16 protein-coding genes are annotated in these 17,877 nt (G+C 49.7%); 4 read left to right on the plus strand and 12 right to left on the minus strand.

The features are described 5' to 3' along the window. Window positions 1-76: 76 nt before the first annotated feature. The 3 genes from HMPREF2872_RS00850 to HMPREF2872_RS00860 all read right to left on the minus strand — a co-directional run bounded on the left by HMPREF2872_RS00850 (window position 77) and on the right by HMPREF2872_RS00860 (window position 1,125). Window positions 77-484: an MliC family protein gene (locus tag HMPREF2872_RS00850; RefSeq protein ID WP_049328621.1), complete on the minus strand. Its 408-nt coding sequence runs from the start codon at window positions 482-484 to the stop codon at window positions 77-79. A 240-nt stretch (window positions 485-724) separates the two neighbouring features. Further along, window positions 725-850, minus strand: coding sequence for a type B 50S ribosomal protein L36 (ykgO, locus tag HMPREF2872_RS00855; protein ID WP_070630500.1), 126 nt, complete (start codon window positions 848-850; stop codon window positions 725-727). Continuing rightward, window positions 850-1,125 (minus strand): type B 50S ribosomal protein L31, encoded by a 276-nt coding sequence (locus tag HMPREF2872_RS00860; protein ID WP_004464264.1) that lies wholly within the window; start codon window positions 1,123-1,125, stop codon window positions 850-852. The genes ykgO and HMPREF2872_RS00860 overlap by 1 nt, the downstream gene beginning before the upstream one ends. Before the next feature lie 173 nt (window positions 1,126-1,298). On the opposite strand from HMPREF2872_RS00860, the gene HMPREF2872_RS00865 reads away from it, so the two are divergent. Beyond that, window positions 1,299-2,795 carry a TrkH family potassium uptake protein gene (locus HMPREF2872_RS00865; protein WP_070630502.1) on the plus strand — a complete coding sequence of 499 codons (1,497 nt, stop codon included), beginning with the start codon at window positions 1,299-1,301 and terminating at the stop codon, window positions 2,793-2,795. A 54-nt stretch (window positions 2,796-2,849) separates the two neighbouring features. Here the strand turns inward: HMPREF2872_RS00865 and galU are convergent, their stop codons facing one another. The 4 genes from galU to ampD all read right to left on the minus strand — a co-directional run bounded on the left by galU (window position 2,850) and on the right by ampD (window position 8,443). Further along, entirely contained in the window at window positions 2,850-3,713 is an 864-nt protein-coding gene (gene galU, locus HMPREF2872_RS00870) for a UTP--glucose-1-phosphate uridylyltransferase GalU (RefSeq protein ID WP_070630504.1), read from the minus strand. A 111-nt stretch (window positions 3,714-3,824) separates the two neighbouring features. Then, the gene (gene ligA, locus HMPREF2872_RS00875) at window positions 3,825-6,293 is read right to left on the minus strand and encodes an NAD-dependent DNA ligase LigA (protein ID WP_070630506.1); all 2,469 of its coding nucleotides are present in this window, start codon (window positions 6,291-6,293) and stop codon (window positions 3,825-3,827) included. Window positions 6,294-6,432: 139 nt separating this feature from the next. Continuing rightward, on the minus strand, window positions 6,433-7,701 hold the full coding sequence (locus HMPREF2872_RS00880; protein ID WP_070630508.1) for a cell division protein ZipA C-terminal FtsZ-binding domain-containing protein: 1,269 nt from the start codon (window positions 7,699-7,701) through the stop codon (window positions 6,433-6,435). A gap of 175 nt (window positions 7,702-7,876) precedes the next feature. Next, window positions 7,877-8,443, minus strand: a complete 567-nt coding sequence (ampD, locus tag HMPREF2872_RS00885) for a 1,6-anhydro-N-acetylmuramyl-L-alanine amidase AmpD (protein ID WP_070630510.1) — start codon at window positions 8,441-8,443, stop codon at window positions 7,877-7,879. A 115-nt stretch (window positions 8,444-8,558) separates the two neighbouring features. On the opposite strand from ampD, the gene mltG reads away from it, so the two are divergent. From mltG to HMPREF2872_RS00900, 3 genes are all read left to right on the plus strand, one after another. Further along, on the plus strand, window positions 8,559-9,554 hold the full coding sequence (mltG, locus tag HMPREF2872_RS00890; protein ID WP_070630511.1) for an endolytic transglycosylase MltG: 996 nt from the start codon (window positions 8,559-8,561) through the stop codon (window positions 9,552-9,554). Window positions 9,555-9,621: 67 nt separating this feature from the next. Continuing rightward, window positions 9,622-10,248 (plus strand): dTMP kinase, encoded by a 627-nt coding sequence (gene tmk, locus HMPREF2872_RS00895; protein WP_070630513.1) that lies wholly within the window; start codon window positions 9,622-9,624, stop codon window positions 10,246-10,248. A 263-nt stretch (window positions 10,249-10,511) separates the two neighbouring features. After that, entirely contained in the window at window positions 10,512-11,792 is a 1,281-nt protein-coding gene (locus tag HMPREF2872_RS00900; protein ID WP_080974648.1) for a malic enzyme-like NAD(P)-binding protein, read from the plus strand. Window positions 11,793-12,091: 299 nt separating this feature from the next. Here HMPREF2872_RS00900 and HMPREF2872_RS00905 read toward each other — a convergent pair whose 3' ends face one another. The 5 genes from HMPREF2872_RS00905 to mreD form a co-directional block, all read right to left on the minus strand. Beyond that, the gene (locus tag HMPREF2872_RS00905) at window positions 12,092-13,435 is read right to left on the minus strand and encodes an aldehyde dehydrogenase family protein (RefSeq protein ID WP_070630514.1); all 1,344 of its coding nucleotides are present in this window, start codon (window positions 13,433-13,435) and stop codon (window positions 12,092-12,094) included. An 80-nt stretch (window positions 13,436-13,515) separates the two neighbouring features. After that, window positions 13,516-14,175 carry a MarC family protein gene (locus HMPREF2872_RS00910; RefSeq protein ID WP_070630516.1) on the minus strand — a complete coding sequence of 220 codons (660 nt, stop codon included), beginning with the start codon at window positions 14,173-14,175 and terminating at the stop codon, window positions 13,516-13,518. Window position 14,176: 1 nt separating this feature from the next. After that, window positions 14,177-15,328, minus strand: a complete 1,152-nt coding sequence (gene rodA, locus HMPREF2872_RS00915; RefSeq protein ID WP_070630517.1) for a rod shape-determining protein RodA — start codon at window positions 15,326-15,328, stop codon at window positions 14,177-14,179. After that, window positions 15,321-17,369 carry a penicillin-binding protein 2 gene (gene mrdA / locus HMPREF2872_RS00920; RefSeq protein WP_070630519.1) on the minus strand — a complete coding sequence of 683 codons (2,049 nt, stop codon included), beginning with the start codon at window positions 17,367-17,369 and terminating at the stop codon, window positions 15,321-15,323. Before mrdA ends, rodA begins: the two co-directional genes overlap by 8 nt. Window positions 17,370-17,373: 4 nt before the next feature. Then, window positions 17,374-17,874: a rod shape-determining protein MreD gene (gene mreD / locus HMPREF2872_RS00925; protein ID WP_049328608.1), complete on the minus strand. Its 501-nt coding sequence runs from the start codon at window positions 17,872-17,874 to the stop codon at window positions 17,374-17,376. Between the last annotated feature and the right edge of the window lie 3 nt (window positions 17,875-17,877).

Here is a 17,877-nt window from a genome sequence, read left to right on the forward strand (position 1 = left end):
TTATGAGTGTCCAAGATTTGGGGGCCAGTTCACAAGTTTTCAGACGGCCTTCAACTATTCTATCGCTAAGTAGAAATTAGCGTGCAGAGCAAGAAGTTTCTACTTTGTTGCCGTATGGGTCAGTGAAGCCGAAGAATGCTTCGCTGCCTTTTTGATGCCATTCAGCGCCTTTGCCGAACAGGCCTTGGTTGGCAACATAGCGTTCACCTGAACCTGCAACGGCAGAAGACAGGGTGGCAACTTTGTCGTCCAGACGCAGTTCAACTTGGTTGGTGCTCAGGTTGCGGACTTGTACAGACAGGCCGTTTTCGCAGCTGAATGATTGAACACGGTCATGGTTGTGCATGTCATGATGTTGGTGGCCATGTTCGTGTGCATGATTGTGCTCATGATGTTGACCATGGTCATGGCGATGGGCTTCAGGTGCGGCACAGGCAGCGAGGCTCATGGCGGTGGCAATTGCAAGCAGGGCTTTTACTTTCATTTTTGACTCCTATGGTCAGTGTTGAAGGAAGAATGTAGCGGCATGTTATAAATATCTTTATGGCTTCACAATAGGGATAACCATTATTTACTTTTTCTTCCTGTTTCCGGGAGTATGGCAGGATTCTTTGTAGTTTTGATATGAATGATTAATGCCGTTTGAAAAAAGCCGCACTTGCGCTAGAGGTAAACGAAAGTGCGGAAAATTCAGAGAGTTACATTGAAAGAAGGATAGGACAGCTTAACGCTGGCGTGCTTTAAAACGGGGATTGCTCTTGCAAATGACGTACATTTTGCCTTTTCGGCGGACAATTTGGCAGTCGCGGTGTCGTTTTTTTGCAGTTTTCAGGGATGAGAGGACTTGCATCATTTATCCTTTCTGAAAGAAGACATCATGGATTGGTAACGTTGGTTGAACTTGCTGGCGCGACCTTCGACATTGACGTTGCGTTGTTTGCCTGTGTATACGGGGTGGGACGCGGAAGAGGTATCAAGAGAGAAGAGGGGATACTCTACTCCGTCTTTCCAAACCATAGTTTTTCCGTGGGTATTGGCACATGAACGGATGAGCCATCCTTGGTCTGCACCGCTGTCGTAAAACAGGACGGTACGATAGTTGTCTGGGTGGATATCGGGTTTCATTTCTTTCTCCAGTGAGTGTTATGGTATAACATTATACTCTTAGAAAAAGAGCAGGCAAGTGTTTTTTGGTTTTTCTTTATCACGGGGGTGCGGCATTTTGATAAAATATGCTGTTTCAGACGGCCTTTTTTTCATGAGGCCGTCTGAATATTTTGTTTTCTGATGATAGGGATATGATGTATTTGTATAAGGGTTTCAGATTGGGTGGTGCGGCAAGCAAGGTTATGCCGATTATCCATGTATTGTCCAAGCTGGGGCTGTTGTTTTCACTGCTGTTGGCAGTGCCGACACTGATGTCGTATTTTTATCACGACAGCGCGTTTATCGTGTTTGCCTATACGGCTTTGACGGTATTGTTGGTGTCGTGTATTACTTGGGTGCTGACTTTGCGTTTCAACCGTGAATTGCGGCCGCGTGACGGATTTACCTTGGTATTGATGCTGTGGCTGGCCTTTGCCGTCGTGGCGGCGATGCCGATTTATTTCTATATGCCGTCCATGAGTTTCACCGATGCGTTTTTTGAGGCGATGTCGGGGCTGACGACAACGGGGGCAACAGTGATTTCCGGCTTGGATACGCTGGATCCGTCGGTGAATTTTTGGCGGCACATGCTCAACTGGCTTGGCGGTATGGGTATTATCGTGCTGGCTGTGGCGATTTTGCCGATGTTGGGCGTGGGGGGGACGCAGCTTTTCAAAGCGGAAATTCCGGGTATGGATAAGGAAAGCAAGATGGCTCCCCGTATTTCGCAAGTGGCCAAACGGCTGTGGTTTGCTTATGCGCTGACAACTGCTGCCGCCTTTGTATCCTTGCATATTGCTGGCATGGGCTGGTTTGATGCCTTGTGCCATGCGATGTCGGCAGTGGCCTTGGGCGGTTTTTCGACACATGATGACAGCGTTGCCTATTTTGATTCTGTGGCAGTCGAATGGACATTGATGTTTTTTACTGTCTGGGGCGGTATCAATTTCGCCAGCCACTTTACTGCGCTGGGCAACCGCTCTTTGCAGGTGTATTGGAAAGATGAAGAATGCCGTTCCATGTTGTTGGTTTTGTCGGGCAGTATTTTGATTTCGGCATTGTATTTATGGCAGCAGGACGTTTATCAAAGCCTTGGCGAAGCTTTGCGCTTCGTCAGCTTCAACTTTGTGTCCATCGGATTGGCCAGCGGTTTCTCCAATGCAGACTTTGCTCAATGGCCGCTGATTGTGTCGTTGTGGATGTTTTTTCTGTCGAACGTATTGGCAAGTTCAGGCTCTATGGGGGGCGGTATTAAAAACGTGCGTGCGTTGGTGTTGTTCAAATTCAGCTTGCGTGAAATGTTGATTTTGCTGCACCCGCGTGCGGTTCGTACGGTAAAGGTCAACAACCGCTCCATTCCGGATCGCATGGCGCTGACTGTCATGTCGTTCATCTTTATTTACTTTATGACGGTCATCGTATTCAGCTTTCTATTGATGGCGGCAGGCTTGGACTTTTTATCCGCCTTTACGGCAGTCATTGCCTGTATTACCAATGCAGGGCCGGGTTTGGGGGCAGTTGGACCGTCGCATAATTACGCCGCGCTGAGCGATGTACAGAAGTGGCTGTGTACGGCGGTGATGTTGTTGGGACGTTTGGAGATTTTTACCGTTCTGATTTTGCTGACTCCGGCATATTGGAAGAAATAAGTTTGAGAAAAAGGCCGTCTGAAATTTCAGACGGCCTTTTTATAATGGCTGGGCTTAAGCGTATTGCTTGAGCAATTCTTTGAATTGTTCGCCAGTTTCAGGATGTTTCAAACCGTAAGCCACGGTTGCTTCAAGGTAACCTAATTTGCTGCCGCAGTCGTAGCGTTTGCCATCAAACGCATGAGCTAACACAAACTCATGGTCGAGCAGGCGGGCGATACCGTCTGTCAGTTGGATTTCGTTACCGGCGCCGCGGGGCAGGTTGGACAACAAGTCAAAAATACGCGGAGTCAGGATATAGCGGCCGACAACAGCAAGGTTGGAAGGCGCTTCTTCCGGTTTGGGTTTTTCAACGATGTTGGTGATACGCTGATAGCTTTTCAGTTTTTCAACTTCAACGATACCGTAAGAGCTTGTTTGAGAAGGATCAACGGTTTCAACGCCTAAAATGCTGTTACCGCTTTGGTTGTACACATCAACCATCTGTTTCAACGCGCCTTTAGGCGTGTCAATCAAATCGTCTGCCAAAATAACGGCGAAAGGCTCGTTACCAACGGCAGCCTGCGCGCACAATACGGCATGACCCAAACCCAATGCTTCAGTTTGACGGATGTACATGCAGGTAATGTTGGGAGGCAGGATATCGCGAACGTGCTCCAACAGTTTGTCTTTTTGACGCAATTCCAATTCGGTTTCCAACTCGTATGCTTTGTCGAAGTGGTCTTCGATACTGCGTTTGTTACGGCCGGTGATAAACACCATTTCGGTACAGCCGGCTTCAACCGCTTCTTCAACTGCATATTGAATCAGAGGTTTGTCCACAATAGGCAGCATTTCTTTGGGGCTGGCTTTGGTCGCAGGCAAGAAACGGGTGCCCATACCGGCAACGGGAAAGACGCATTTTTTAATGGGTTTCATATTGGTATCCTATTTTGTCTGAGGGATTAGCCCCCGAAAGTGTAATTGTGTGTAACGATAATACCACATGATAAAGTATCAGGCGGCTCGAAAAAGACTGTATATACTGTCTTATCCCAGCAACGACAGTAATTCTTCTTCGCTCAATACGGCTACGCCCAAAGTTTGGGCTTTTTCCAATTTACTGCCTGCGGCTTCTCCGGCGACAACGTAGTCGGTTTTTTTAGATACGCTGCCGGAAACTTTACCGCCTGCAGCCTCAATCATGGCTTGGGCTTGGTCGCGTTTGAGCGTGGGTAAAGTCCCTGTTAATACAAAGGTTTTACCTGCTACGGCTTCATTAATGCCGTCTGAAATCGTTTCATCTTGAAGCTTAGACAGCGTTTGAGCAAAGAAAGTTTTCATATTTTCAAGCAGGGCTGCGTTTTGCGGTTTACTGCGCCATGTCTGCCAATCGGCAGGCAACGCTTTGTCAGTTTGCAAACCTTCTATGCTTTGTCCGGCAAGCTCCCACAAGGCCAGTGCTTTGGTTTCGCTGATTTTAAAATCTGGCAGGCGGGCAATCCAGCGTTGCGGTTCAGCATGGCGTAGCGGAGGGATAGTGACAGCCTGGCTTTGCGGGGCAACACCTACAGTCAGCAGCTCGTCTATCATCGCCTGTTGTGCTTCTTGGGCAAAAAAGTGGGCGATGGAGCGGGCAACCACCGTGCCGATATCAGGCAGGCAGGCGAGGATGGGTTCAGGTGCATGGCGGACATGTTCGAGTGTGCCGAATGCCTGCGCCAACGTTTTGGCCGTGCGTTCGCCGACGTGACGGATGCCGAGGGCAAAAAGGAAGCGGGCGAGTTCGGGTGTTTTGCTGGCTTCTATGCCTGCGAGGATATTTTCCGCCCATTTAGTCGGCTGTTTTTTAATGGTTTTGCTAAGCAGGGCATTCCCGGTCTCGCTTTCAAAGTCTTCAATCTCATTGTTTGATGGTTCTTCCTCATTAGCCAATGCTTTATCCGCCGTTTCCTTCATTTTTTGTAGGGTTGGGATGTCGAGGCGGTAGAGGTCGGCGAAATGACGAACCAAATCTTGTGCGACCAGCTGCTCGATTTGTTTTTGACCAAGTCCGTCGATATCCATGGCTTTGCGTGAGGCAAAGTGGATTAAACCTTGCGCGCGTTGTGCTTGGCAAAGCATACCGCCGCTGCATCGGGCAACCGCTTCGCCTTCTTCACGTTCGATTTCGCTGTGACAGATAGGGCAATGGGTGGGCAGGCGGTAGGGTTTGTGAAGCGGTTCGGATCGGGTTTCAGAAGGTGTTTCAGCAAACAAATCGTCTTGCAGGCCGTCTGAAACAGCAATGTTAGTCTCCTGCATTGGGCGGCGTTCAAAAATCACGCGCACCACCTCGGGAATCACATCTCCTGCGCGGCGCACGACAACTGTATCTCCAACGCGTACGTCTTTGCGCGATACTTCGTCCTGATTGTGCAGGGTGGAGTTGGTAACGGTAACGCCGCCGACGAATACAGGTTGCAGGCGGGCGACGGGGGTTACTGCGCCGGTGCGCCCGATTTGTACATCAATGGCTTCGACAATGGTCAATGCTTCTTCAGCAGGAAATTTGTGGGCAATGGCCCAACGTGGCGCGCGTAAGATGAAGCCCAGTTTTTCTTGTTGTGCCAGACTGTTGACTTTGACCACCATACCATCGATTTCGTAAGGCAAAGTAGGGCGTTTTTGCTGCATGTGCTCGTAAAACGCCAATACTTCGTCGATATTTTGGAAACAGCCGAAATTACCATCAGGCAGACTGAAGCCAAGCTCTTTACAGTAGTTAAGCTCTTGCAGGTGTTCTTCCGCGATAAAACTGCCTTGTTGTCGGGCAATGGAATAGGGGAAGAAATGCAGTTTGCGCTGTGCCGTAATGCGTGAATCAAGTTGGCGCAAACTACCGGCGGCGGCATTGCGCGGGTTGGCGAAAGGTTTTTGTCCGTTTTCAGCCTGTCGTGCGTTTAAGGCGGCAAAATCGGCTTTGAGCATCAGGACTTCGCCGCGTATTTCGATAAGTTCGGGAATGTTTTCTCCATGCAGGCGCAGGGGGATGTTGGATACGGTTTTGACGTTTTGGGTAACGTCTTCGCCCGTTGTGCCATCTCCACGGGTTGCCGCTTGAGTCAATACGCCGTCGCGGTACAGCAGGCTGATGGCCAAACCGTCAAATTTAGGCTCGATAACATATTCCGGTTTTTCGCCGTTTAATCCGCCACGAACGCGCTCATCAAAAGCGTACATTTCGGCATGGTCAAACACGCCGTTTTCATCTTGTGGCGAGAAGGCGTTGGTTAGTGACAACATAGGTACTTCATGACGCACTTCATCAAAGCCTGCCAAAGGCTCGCCACCGACGCGCTGGGTTGGGCTGTCGGGCAGTTTCAACTCAGGGTGATTCAACTCCAATGCTTCGAGCTCGCGGAACAATTTGTCGTATTCGGCATCGGGTACGCTGGGCGCGTCTAGGGTGTAGTATTCGTAGGCGTAGCGGTTGAGGAGGTCGGTCAGGTATTTGATACGTTGTGCGGTTGGATTCATGTGCAATCGAAATAGAGTTTTCAGACGGCCTGATGATAGAGAGGCCGTCTGAAAATCGATGAATATTGAAGATAAAGGGATTTTACCTGAAAAAAGCGGATATGCCGTCATTGCATATCCGCTTTTTGATTGGGAAGCTTTAGGAGAACAGGCGAAGGGCTTGTTTACTGCCGGGTTTGATGCCGACTTTAAGCATTTCTTCCTGACGGGCCAAAACGTAGTTGCGTACGTCTTTGAGCCATTGGGTGGAAACTTCTTCCATTTGGTCGTTAACCAAATCCAAGCTGAGTTGGCCGGAGAGTTTGACTGCTAAGTCCATGAATTTGTCGAAAGTTTTTTCTCCGGCAGGAACATGCGGAATATCCAGAAGCATGCTGAAACCGCGGTAGGCTTGGTTGTCCAATAGAGGGTTGGTAAACGGTTTGTTGTCCAAAGTATGGATGGAGAACAATTGAGGGTTGTTGTTGTCACCGAAGTGGAAAGCGCCGTCTTCGCCCAGTTTGAAGCCTGTATCTTCCACGGCGGCACGCAATTCTACGCCGCTGATATTGGAATGGGAAACCAAGTGAATGGCGATGGTTTGGTCAACACGCGCACAGAATTGGTCGAGGGCTTGCGCGACTTCGGTGAACGCATCCAAGTCGGTATGCAAAACTTTGCCGTCCATCAGTTGGGCAAAAGCATCAACCTGTTGGTCGAAGTGTTGCAGCTCTTCACGTGCGGCCAAACCATTGCGGCTGACAGCTTGCAGACCCATGACAAAGCCTTGGTAGTAAACGCCAGGAATCGGCTCGGCAACGCGGAAATGGTCGTCCATGGTGCAACCGATGATTTGGAAGCGGTGTGTGCTGGAAAGGCGCGGCAGTGCGTGTAATTCTTGGGCTTGTTTCAGGGAGATGTAGGCCATGTAGTCGAAGCGCGGGTCAAACCAAGGCAACTCGACTTGAGACAATTCGTCCAAGCTGATCAATGGTACTTGTGCCACAGGTTCGGCTGCGGTTTCAACCGGAGCAGAAGCGGCTTCGGCAGGGCTGACGGTAATTTCGTTGTTTAAGCCGATAACGGTGTGTTGGACTTTTTCTTCTGCGGAAAAATCGTCTTCCACAGTCAATTCGACATCGGTTTTAAGTTGGGCAGGATGAGCCAGTTTGGCTTTTGCCGCGTAGATTTCATCTTGCTCTTGCAGGTTGCGCAATGCCTCTTCGGTTTTTTTGTTTTTCTTGATAAACAAACCCTGGCCGCCGGTTTCTTTACTGTCGCGGACGTGCTTGGTTTTGCTGGTCAAAAGCGCATCTTTATCGGAATGGCCGAATTGTTCGCGCACTTGTTTGCGGTATTGGTTTTCCTGGTACATGTTGTAACCGATGACCGCCAAAAGGGCGGCGAGGGCTAAGACGATGAAAATCATGGAGTAATCACTTTTTAAAAAGGCAGCATTCCGTCTTTTTCAGGGTGCGGAATCTTGCTGCGTGGGAAGTTCGTTGGAGCCGGACTTTATGCGTCCGAATGAATAGCTGAATTATAACGAAAATAAACGGTTGTGACAGCATTATGTCTACCAATCATTTCAGGCCGTCTGAAAGTTATCCGCGCCGGACGGGAAAACCTGCTTTTTGAAGGCGAGGCCAATCGAAGAAATGTCCGGGATCGGTTTTCCTGTCCGGCGCGATGTCCTGATGACCGGTAACGACCTGAATCGGGTAATGTTCGGAGATAGCGGTCAGCAAGGCTTGCAGGCTGGTGTATTGTGCTTCGGTAAAAGGCTCGAAATCGCAGCCTTCCAATTCGATACCGATGGAGAAGGCATTGCATTTTTCTCTGCCTTGAAACGACGATACGCCGGCATGATAGGCCATGTCGTCGCAGGAAACGAATTGGACGGTTTCGCCTTTACGGCTGATGAAAAAATGGCTGGAGACGCGCAAGGTGTGGATGATACTGAAAAAAGGGTGCTCGTCAGGGTTGATTTGGTTGGTAAACAAATTTTCCACTGCCCCCGTGTTGTACTCAAAAGGAGGAAGGGAAATATTGTGGAGGACAACCAATGAGATGTCTTCATCCGGTTCGCGTGGGCTGAAATTGGGCGAATGAGTTTGGCGTGCATTCAGCCAGCGGCCGTTTTGCCAAATGTTTTTTGAAGGGGAATTCATGGTTTCAGACGGCCTTTCGGGATAGGAAAGCATAAGTTAGGGAAGGTGGCAGGCGTGGTGGACTTATTTTCGGTTATACTGTCGCCCGACACGTTCACAAACCAAGAATCCTACCATGCTGAAAAAATTGTTGAAATGGCTGGCCGTATTTTTGACGGCATTTGCCGCCGTGGTTGCCGCATTGTTGTTTGTTCCGAAAGACAACGGCAAACCATACCGTATTACCATTACCAAAAACCAAGGTATCTCTTCCGTCAGCCGCAAACTGGCTCAAGACGGCATCGTTTATAACCGTTATGTGCTGGTAGCCGCCGCATATGTGATGGGCGTACACAACCAACTCAATGCCGGTTCTTACCGCCTGTCTGCCAAAGTATCGGCTTGGGACATTTTAAAACGCATTAAAAAAGGCCGTCCTGACTCGGTCAGCGTGCAAATTTTGGAAGGCGCGCGTTTTGCCCAAATGCGCCGTATTATCGACAACACTGCCGACATTGCCCATGACACGCGTGGTTGGAACGATGAAAAATTGATGGCCGAAGTAGCGCCCGATGCCTTAAGCAGCAATCCTGAAGGACAGTTTTTCCCAGATAGTTACGAAATTGATGCCGGTGGCAGCGATCTTCAAATTTACAAAATTGCCTACCGTAAAATGCGGGAGAACCTGCAAGAAGCATGGGACGACCGTCAAAGCGGCCTGCCTTATAAAAATCCGTACGAAATGCTGATTATGGCGAGTCTGATTGAAAAAGAGACCGCGCACGAAGACGACCGCGCCCATGTAGCCGCCGTATTCGTCAACCGCCTGAATATCGGCATGCGCCTGCAAACCGACCCGACCGTCATCTATGGCATGGGCGATGCGTATAAAGGCAGAATCCGCAAAGCCGACCTGCAACGCGATACGCCTTACAATACTTATACGCGCAGCGGTTTGACGCCGACGCCGATTGCGCTTCCCGGCAAGGCCGCGCTTGAAGCAGCAGGTCATCCGTCTGATGAAAAATATCTGTATTTCGTCTCAAAAATGGATGGTACGGGCTTGAGCGAGTTCAGCCACAATCTTTCTGAACACAATGCTGCCGTACGCAAATATATTTTGAAGAAATAAACCGAATAGGCCGTCTGAAACATTTATAATCCCTGTTTCAGACGGCCTTTAAATTGACGATATCCATATGAAACCCAGATTTATTACCCTTGACGGCATAGACGGCGCAGGCAAATCCACCAACCTCACCATAATGAAAGCATGGTTTGAAAAACACCAACTGCCCGTATTGTTTACGCGCGAACCGGGAGGCACTCCGGCTGGAGAAGCATTGCGTGAAATCCTGCTCAACCCAGCTACCCAAGTCAGTCTGCGTACCGAAACCCTGCTGATGTTTGCAGCCAGACAGCAACACTTGGAAACAGTCATTCTGCCTGCCCTGAAAAACGGCACGCATGTGGTTTCCGACCGCTTTACCGATGCAACGTTTGCCTATCAAGGCGGCGGACGCGGCGTTCCCTTGCAAGATATTGCTACGCTTGAGTATTGGGTACAGGGCGATTTCCGCCCAGATTTAACCTTGCTCTTGGATGTGCCTTTAGAAGTGTCAATGGCACGCATCAACCAAACGCGTGAGAAAGACCGCTTTGAACAAGAAGAAGCCGAGTTTTTCAATCGGGTGCGCGAAGTATATCTGCAACGTGCTAACGAACAGCCGGAACGCTATGCCGTCATCGACAGTAGCCAAAGTCTGGGCGCGGTAAAAAATCAGATTGAAACCGCGCTAGACAGTCATTTTGGATTGAATGTTTAAGTTTAAATAAAATGCCGTCTGAAAGAAGGATAGTGTAGCAAAGAAATATTATTACAGAAGTTTTTAGACATAAAACCAAATAAAACGAAATATCAAAACAAATGTAATAAATATCGGTATGCGCCACCAAAAGAACATGATAAAATTACGGCCTCTTACAAAGCCGGTCTGTTAACAACCCGACTTTAGAAATTTTAAACGTCTGAAGCAGCCTGTTTCAGACTTGTTCTCTGTAAAATCTCTCTCGCAAACAGGATCGATAAATGGAAAATTCATTAAAAGAAGCTGCCCTGCAATTCCACGAATTCCCCGTGCCGGGCAAAATCTCCGTTACCCCAACCAAATCTCTTGCCACTTCTAAAGACTTGGCGTTGGCGTACTCTCCGGGCGTAGCCGCTCCTTGTATGGAAATCCATGCCGATCCTCAAACTGCCTACAAATACACTGCCAAAGGCAATTTGGTTGCCGTGATTTCCAACGGTACTGCAGTGTTGGGTTTGGGCAACATCGGCGCATTGGCCGGTAAACCTGTAATGGAAGGCAAAGGTGTATTGTTCAAAAAATTCGCCGGCGTTGATGTATTCGATATCGAAATCGATGAAAAAGACCCGCAAAAATTGGTAGACATCATCGCTTCTTTGGAACCGACTTTCGGTGGCATCAACCTCGAAGACATCAAAGCGCCTGAGTGCTTCTACATCGAACGCGAATTGCGCAAACGTTGCAAAATCCCTGTATTCCACGACGACCAACACGGTACTGCCATCATTACCGCTGCCGCCGTATTGAACGCTTTGCGTTATACCGGCCGCAAAATTGAAGAAGCGACTTTGGTGTGCTCCGGTGCAGGTGCCGCAGCGATTGCCTGCTTGAACCAATTGCTGGATTTGGGTCTGAAACGTGAAAACGTTACCGTCTGCGACTCCAAAGGCGTGATTTATAAAACCCGCGAAGACAAAGACCGTATGGACGAGTCCAAACAATTCTACGCCATCGAAGACAACGGCCAACGCGTATTGGCTGATGCCGTTAAAGGTAAAGACATCTTCTTGGGTCTGTCCGGTGCAAACCTGCTGACCCCTGAAATGCTGAACACCATGAACGAAAAACCAATCGTGTTCGCTATGGCAAACCCAAATCCGGAAATTCTGCCTCCTTTGGCAAAAGAAACCCGTCCGGATGTGGTAATCGGTACCGGCCGCTCAGACTTCCCGAACCAAGTAAACAACGTATTGTGCTTCCCATTCATCTTCCGTGGCGCATTGGATGTCGGCGCGACCACCATCAACGAAGAAATGAAACGTGCCTGCGTGTACGCTTTGGCTGACTTGGCAATGGAAGAGGTAACTGAAGAAGTGGTTGCCGCTTACGGTAAGAAATTTGAATTCGGTGCGGAATACCTGATTCCTACACCATTCGACTCTCGCCTGTTGCCTCGCGTTGCTTCTGCTACCGCTAAAGCAGCTATGGAAAGCGGCGTGGCTACCCGTCCAATCGCCGACTTGGATGCGTACGCTGCTAAATTGGCTGCATGGGAACTGTAATTCAGTAAGTAGTGCTTGATTGAAAAGGCCGTCTGAAAGTTGTATTTCAGATGGTCTTTTTGTTTATTGAATATTTTAGAAACGGCTTAATGCAGCAATCGGAATGAAGAATACGATAATCTGCTGGTTCAAAATCGACGTGGGAATATGGATTGTTTTCTAAGATAGGTTTCTTATTTTTGAAGTATTTTGGCTTTGCATGGTTTGTACGGGATTGAATCCAACATTTTGCCAGCCTTTTTAAACAACATCAGGCCGTCTGAAAACGGGTTTCAGACGGCCTGAGTTAATGAAACGGTTTATTTTTGCCAATAGGTTTTGACGTTGACGAACTCGTACAGTCCAAATTCTGATAGCTCGCGTCCATAGCCGGAAGCTTTGACACCGCCAAAGGGGAGGCGCAGGTCGCTGCTGGTGTGGCGGTTGATAAAGACAGAGCCTGCTTGGATTCTTTCGGCGTATTGCCATGCGTTTGCCGTGTCGGCTGTGTAGATGCAGGCGCCAAGGCCGAAAGGTGTGTCATTGGCAAGTGCGACGGCATGATCCGGATTGTCGGCACGTAAAATCATGGCAACCGGGCCGAAGACTTCTTCGTGCCAAACGCGGCAGTTTGGGTTGATCTGATCCAATACCGTGGCAGGGTAAAACCAGCTTTCTCCCTCAGGGATATAGCCGCCGCTTAAGCATTGCGCACCGTGTGCAACCGCATCTTGAACCTGCTCGTGTACGGTTTGACGCAAGTCTTGGCGGTGAAGCGGGGCAAGGGTGGTGTTCGGATCTTTTGGATTGCCGGTTTGCAGTTTGGCGCACTCGGCAAGGAAGAGCGGGATAAACTGTTCGGCAATATCTTGGGTAACAACGATGCGTTTGGCGGCATTGCAGGATTGTCCGGCATCGCGAAAGCGCGAATAGCAGGCATCGATGGCTGCGCGTTGCAGATCGGCATCGGGCAGGATGATAAACGGATTGCTGCCGCCCAGTTCAAGGACGGTTTTTTTCAGATGTCTGCCTGCATGGGCGGCCAGCAGGCGGCCGGTATGGGTCGAACCGGTAAATGCCATGGCATCGGTATCTTCAATGGCTTTAAGCGTGTCTTCATGGCTCAACCATGCGCCGATAAGCGGTAAACCTTTTGGGACAAGGCCGAAGAGGGTTTCGCTGACTCGGGCAACACTGGGCGCAGGTTTGACCGCGCAGGCATTGCCGGCACAGAGGGCAGGGATGGCAAATCGTAAAATCTGCCAAACAGGATAGTTCCACGGCATGACCGCCAAAACAACGCCCAAAGGCTCGAAGCGGACCTGGCTGAGGCTGGCTTGGGTGGCGATGGTTTTATGGGCAAGTAGTTCGGGGGCAAGACGGACGTAGTAGCGGATAAGCTCGATGGATTTGCTGATTTCGGCACGGCATTCGTGCAGGCAGCGTCCGACTTCTTCGCAAACCATTTCGGCAAGGCGTTCTTGGTTTTGGGTGAGGCTGTCGGCAAATTGCTGTAAGAGGGCGGTGCGCTCGGTAATGCTTGATTGGGCGAAAGTTTGCTGAAGGGTTTGGAGGCAGTTTAATTCGTCGGTGAACTCGGTATAGCTTTGCGCCGGTCTGCGGTAAATGGTTTCTCCGGTGAAGACATGGGTGCTGTGAAACATAGTTGGCTCCTTTGTTTTTATGTTTTTATGAGGCCGTCTGAAAATGTTTCAGACGGCCCTTTTATTGTGATGATTGTACTTCAAGCGACCAGTTGGGGGAAAATGGATTTTAAGCCGGCAACAATAATCTCTACGGAAATGGCGGCAAGCATCATGCCCATGATGCGGTTGAGGATGGTCAGGCCGGTAGTGCCCAAGCGTTTGCTGATGCGTCCGGCCACGACCAAAATGAAATAGCAAATCAGGCTAACCAAAAAGCCGGAGATGATAATCAGGACAATATCGCTGTAATTTTTGGCGGCAGAGGAATAAATGATGACAGTGGAGATACCGCCGGGGCCGATGGTAATCGGAATGGCAATGGGTACGACGGCAATGGCTTTTTCGTTGCGGCGGACTTGTTGCGCATTTTGATGTTCTTCTGAATGGGGGTCAATTTTGGGTTTGGCCGGGTTGTCGTTGCCGTTCATTAAGGAGATGGCAATCAGCAAAACCAGAATCCCGCCGCCGACTTGGAAAGAGCCGACGCTGATGCCGAGTACTTTCAACAAGATACCGCCGCCCAGTGCAAAGACGACAATCACGATGAAGACGGCCAATGCGGCAGTACGCGCGATTCTGCGTTTTTCTTTGGTGCTGTGGTTTTGTGTCAGGTCAAGATAAATTGAGAGCGCGCTGAAAGGATTAATCAGCACGAGAAATGCCACAAGCAGCTTGCCGATTTCTACACCCAGTTCCATATTATTCCTCGCTTTCAGTTAGGTGATCGTTATCCGCATTACGGCGGCGGAGGTTTTTGTGTTCATTAGCAATACCCATCAACAGGGCGAGCACCACCATGATGGAAAGTGTAGCCGTACCGCCGTAGCTGACCAAGGGGAGGGGGACGCCGACGACGGGCAAAATGCCGCTGACCATGCCCATGTTTACAAAGGCGTAGCAGAAAAAGGTCATGGTCAATGCGCCTGCCAAAGTACGACTGTAAAGGGATTGCGCTTGCGCGGCAATCCACAATCCGCGTGACAAAATGATAAGGTAAACCAGCAGTAAAAGGATATTGCCAATCAGACCGAACTCTTCGCCGAATACCGCGAAAATAAAGTCAGTCGTTGATTCGGGAATATAGTCCAAATGGGTTTGCGTACCGTTTAGCCAGCCTTTACCCCATACGCCGCCCGAGCCGATGGCAATCATGGATTGGATGATATGGTAGCCTGCGCCTAACGGATCTTTGGTTGGGTCAAGCAGGGTGAGGACGCGGGTTTTTTGATAGTCGTGCATGCCGTAATTCCACAAAAGTGGCAGTGCGGCCACAAAGGCAATAATAGCGGAAAAAATAGCCTTCCAAGGCAATCCGGCAAAGAAGATGACAAAAATACCCGAAGCCATAATCAGCGCGGCCGTACCGAGGTCGGGCTGCTTCAAAATCAGGGCGACAGGAACAAGAATCAGCACGAGGGCGACAATATAATGTATCCATTTCAGACGGCCTTCATAGCGTTGGAAATACCACGCGACAGTCATGGGAATACCGATTTTCATGATTTCGGAGGGTTGGATACGGGTAAAGCCGAGGCTCAGCCAACGGGTCGAGCCGTTGACGGTAACGCCAGCAACTTCGACGCCAATCAACAGTAATACGCCGACAATGTAAACCGGAAGGGCGATTTTGGCAGCCGTTTGCGGCTTGAATACGGCGATAATCCATAACAGGGCAAAGCCCAAAACGGTATGGATGGTTTTGTTTTCCAATTGGCCGAACTCTTGCCCGTCTGCAGAATAGAGCAGGAACAGGCTCATGATGTAGATGGCGAGCATGGCAAAAAACAGCCAAGGGTCAATCGGGGCTGTAATGGTGGATTTGAAATTTTTCCACGCTGATGTGTTATTCATGATGAACCTCCGGCTGTGGGGCAGGGCTTGTCGGAGTCAGTCCGTAGGCAGATTGGAAAATGCTGGTAATAGGCTGATGCTTGTCCGTTGTTTCAGTTTTGGCAGAGCCTGACTCAAGGCTGTCTGAAAACTGTTGCGGCTTGACGTGAAGCATATAAAAATCAGTCATTTCACGGGCCAATGGTGCAGCATACGCACCCCAACCGCCGTTTTCCAAAATAACGGCAATGGCGATTTCAGGTTTTTCCAATGGCGCAAACGAGATAAACCATGCGTGGTCGCGGTGTTGTTCGCGCAGGGCTGCGGCGTTGTAGCGGCCGCCCTGTTTGATTTGTACGACCTGGGCCGTACCGGTTTTACCGCCCATCGTATAAGCAAGTCCGCCACCGATACGGTGCGCCGTACCGCCCGGTTTTAATACCTTTTCCATTGCGCGTTTGACGTATTCGAAGTTGTCGGCTTTGAACGGAATTTGACGCTCGGGATTGGGGTTGATGCGGGTAATTTTGCGTGCGCCGAAATCCAATACTTCTTCGACCAAATGAGGCTGATGGACGACACCGTCATTGGCAAGAGAAGCTGTCGCATGTGCCATTTGCAAAGGCGTGTAGGCGTTGTAGCCTTGGCCGATACTGACAGAAACCATTTCGCCGGCGCGCCATTCTTTGGCGGTAGGGTCAGAAGATTTGGCAAAGCGTTTGGCTTTCCATTCGCGGCTAGGCAAAACGCCTGTATATTCGCTGGGCAGGTCAATGCCGGTTTTTTGGCCGAAACCGAATTGCGCCAGATACGGAGAGGCTTTATCGATACCCATTTCGTAACCCAAGCGGTAAAAGAAGGTATCTGAAGATACTTGAATGGCTTTGCTCAAATTGGCCGAGCCGTGGCCACTACGGACTGAGTCGCGGAAAATATGGCGGCTGCCGGGTATGCTCCATGCGCCGGGAGCGGGGATGATGGTGTTTTGAGTGATTTTGCCGCTTTCCAACAAAGCCATGCCCATAAAGGGTTTGAATGTAGAACCCGGCGGATAAAGGCCTTGGGTAACGCGGTTGATCAAAGGCTTTTTCCAATCGTCATTCAGCATTTTCCAAGTGTCGCTGTCGATGCCGTCAATAAAGAGGTTAGGATCGAAAGAAGGCTTGGAAACAAATGCCAAAACAGTACCGTCTTGCGGATTGATGGCCACCAATGCGCCACGGCGGTCGCCTAAAATGCGGTCGGCTTCCTGCTGCATACGGATATCCATGCCTAGGCGCAAGGTTTGCCCCATTTTGGACGGAACATTTTTCAATACGTGGACGATATTGCCGTAAGCATCTTTTTCGACTTCCTGATAGCCTGGAATACCATGAAGCTGGTGTTCGTAATATTTTTCCAAGCCGGATTTGCCGATATGCGTACTGCCGCGGTAGAGGGCGGTCAGGCCTTCTTCTTCCAGCATTTCTTTGTCTTTGTCGCTAATACGGCCGATATAGCCTAAGAAATGGGAAGTCAGTTTGCCGTAAGGATATTCGCGGAATGTGCGTGAATTGACCTCTATGCCTTTGAATTCGCGCAGATGTACGGACAAACGGGCTGCCTCTTCATCGGTCAGCCTGAGTTTGAGCGGGATATTTTCAAATTTTCGATAGCTTTCGCGGTATTTTTTGAAGCGTTTTAAATCTGTCGGTGTGATATCGACGTATTTTTTTAATGCTTCGATAACATCTTCCATCTTGCCTTCAATGCGGCTGGGAATAACTTCTAGCGAAAAGACTGGATAGTTTTTGGCCAAAGGAACGCCGTTGATATCGACGATTTCGCCGCGTACAGGCGGCGTTGGAATCAGGGTAATACGGTTGCTCGATGCCTGACCGGAAAACTCGTTGTGTTGAGTCACTTGCAGGTAAAAGAACCGCGCCAGCAAGATGGAAAAGAAGATGACGATCAGGATAAAAGCAACGAGCAGGCGCAATAGGGCATCGGCTTGTGCTGCCTGAGCGGAAGGTTTTTTGGTATGTTGACCACCGGAAAGACGGCGTGGAAGAATCGGTTTCATCTTTTCAGCGGGAGCGGTAAATACGGGTCACAATCAACATTAGCTGGCTGAGTATCGGCCAAAGTAATGCGCCGACAAATGGGGCAACAAAGCCTTGCAAAGTGATGACCTGATGATTAAGAAACAAACGGGCAACAGTTAAGACGGCCTGATTGAGAAGCAGTGCGGCCAATACAGCGGCCAATTGCATAATGTGGCCGTAAAGCATGATTTGGCGGCGGCGGTTTAAGATGAAATAAGTCATCACGACGTAAGACAGGGCGTGCAAGCCCAAAGTCGCGGCGGTTGCAGCATCGACAATCAGGCCGATGACAAAAGCCAGTCCCATGCCTGCGCGTTGCGGTTGGTGCAATGTCCAATACAGCAACATCAGTGCCGTCATTTCAGGCAGCCAAAAGAATCCGTCAAAGGAAAACGGCATAAAGTCCAGTATCATCATCACTATGAGACTGGCCGCCATGATGTGCAATGGTACTGCACGGTAAGAATCGTCAAAATCGTTCATGAA

The sequence above is a fragment of the Neisseria sp. HMSC069H12 genome (assembly GCF_001812735.1).
Taxonomy (GTDB): domain Bacteria; phylum Pseudomonadota; class Gammaproteobacteria; order Burkholderiales; family Neisseriaceae; genus Neisseria; species Neisseria subflava.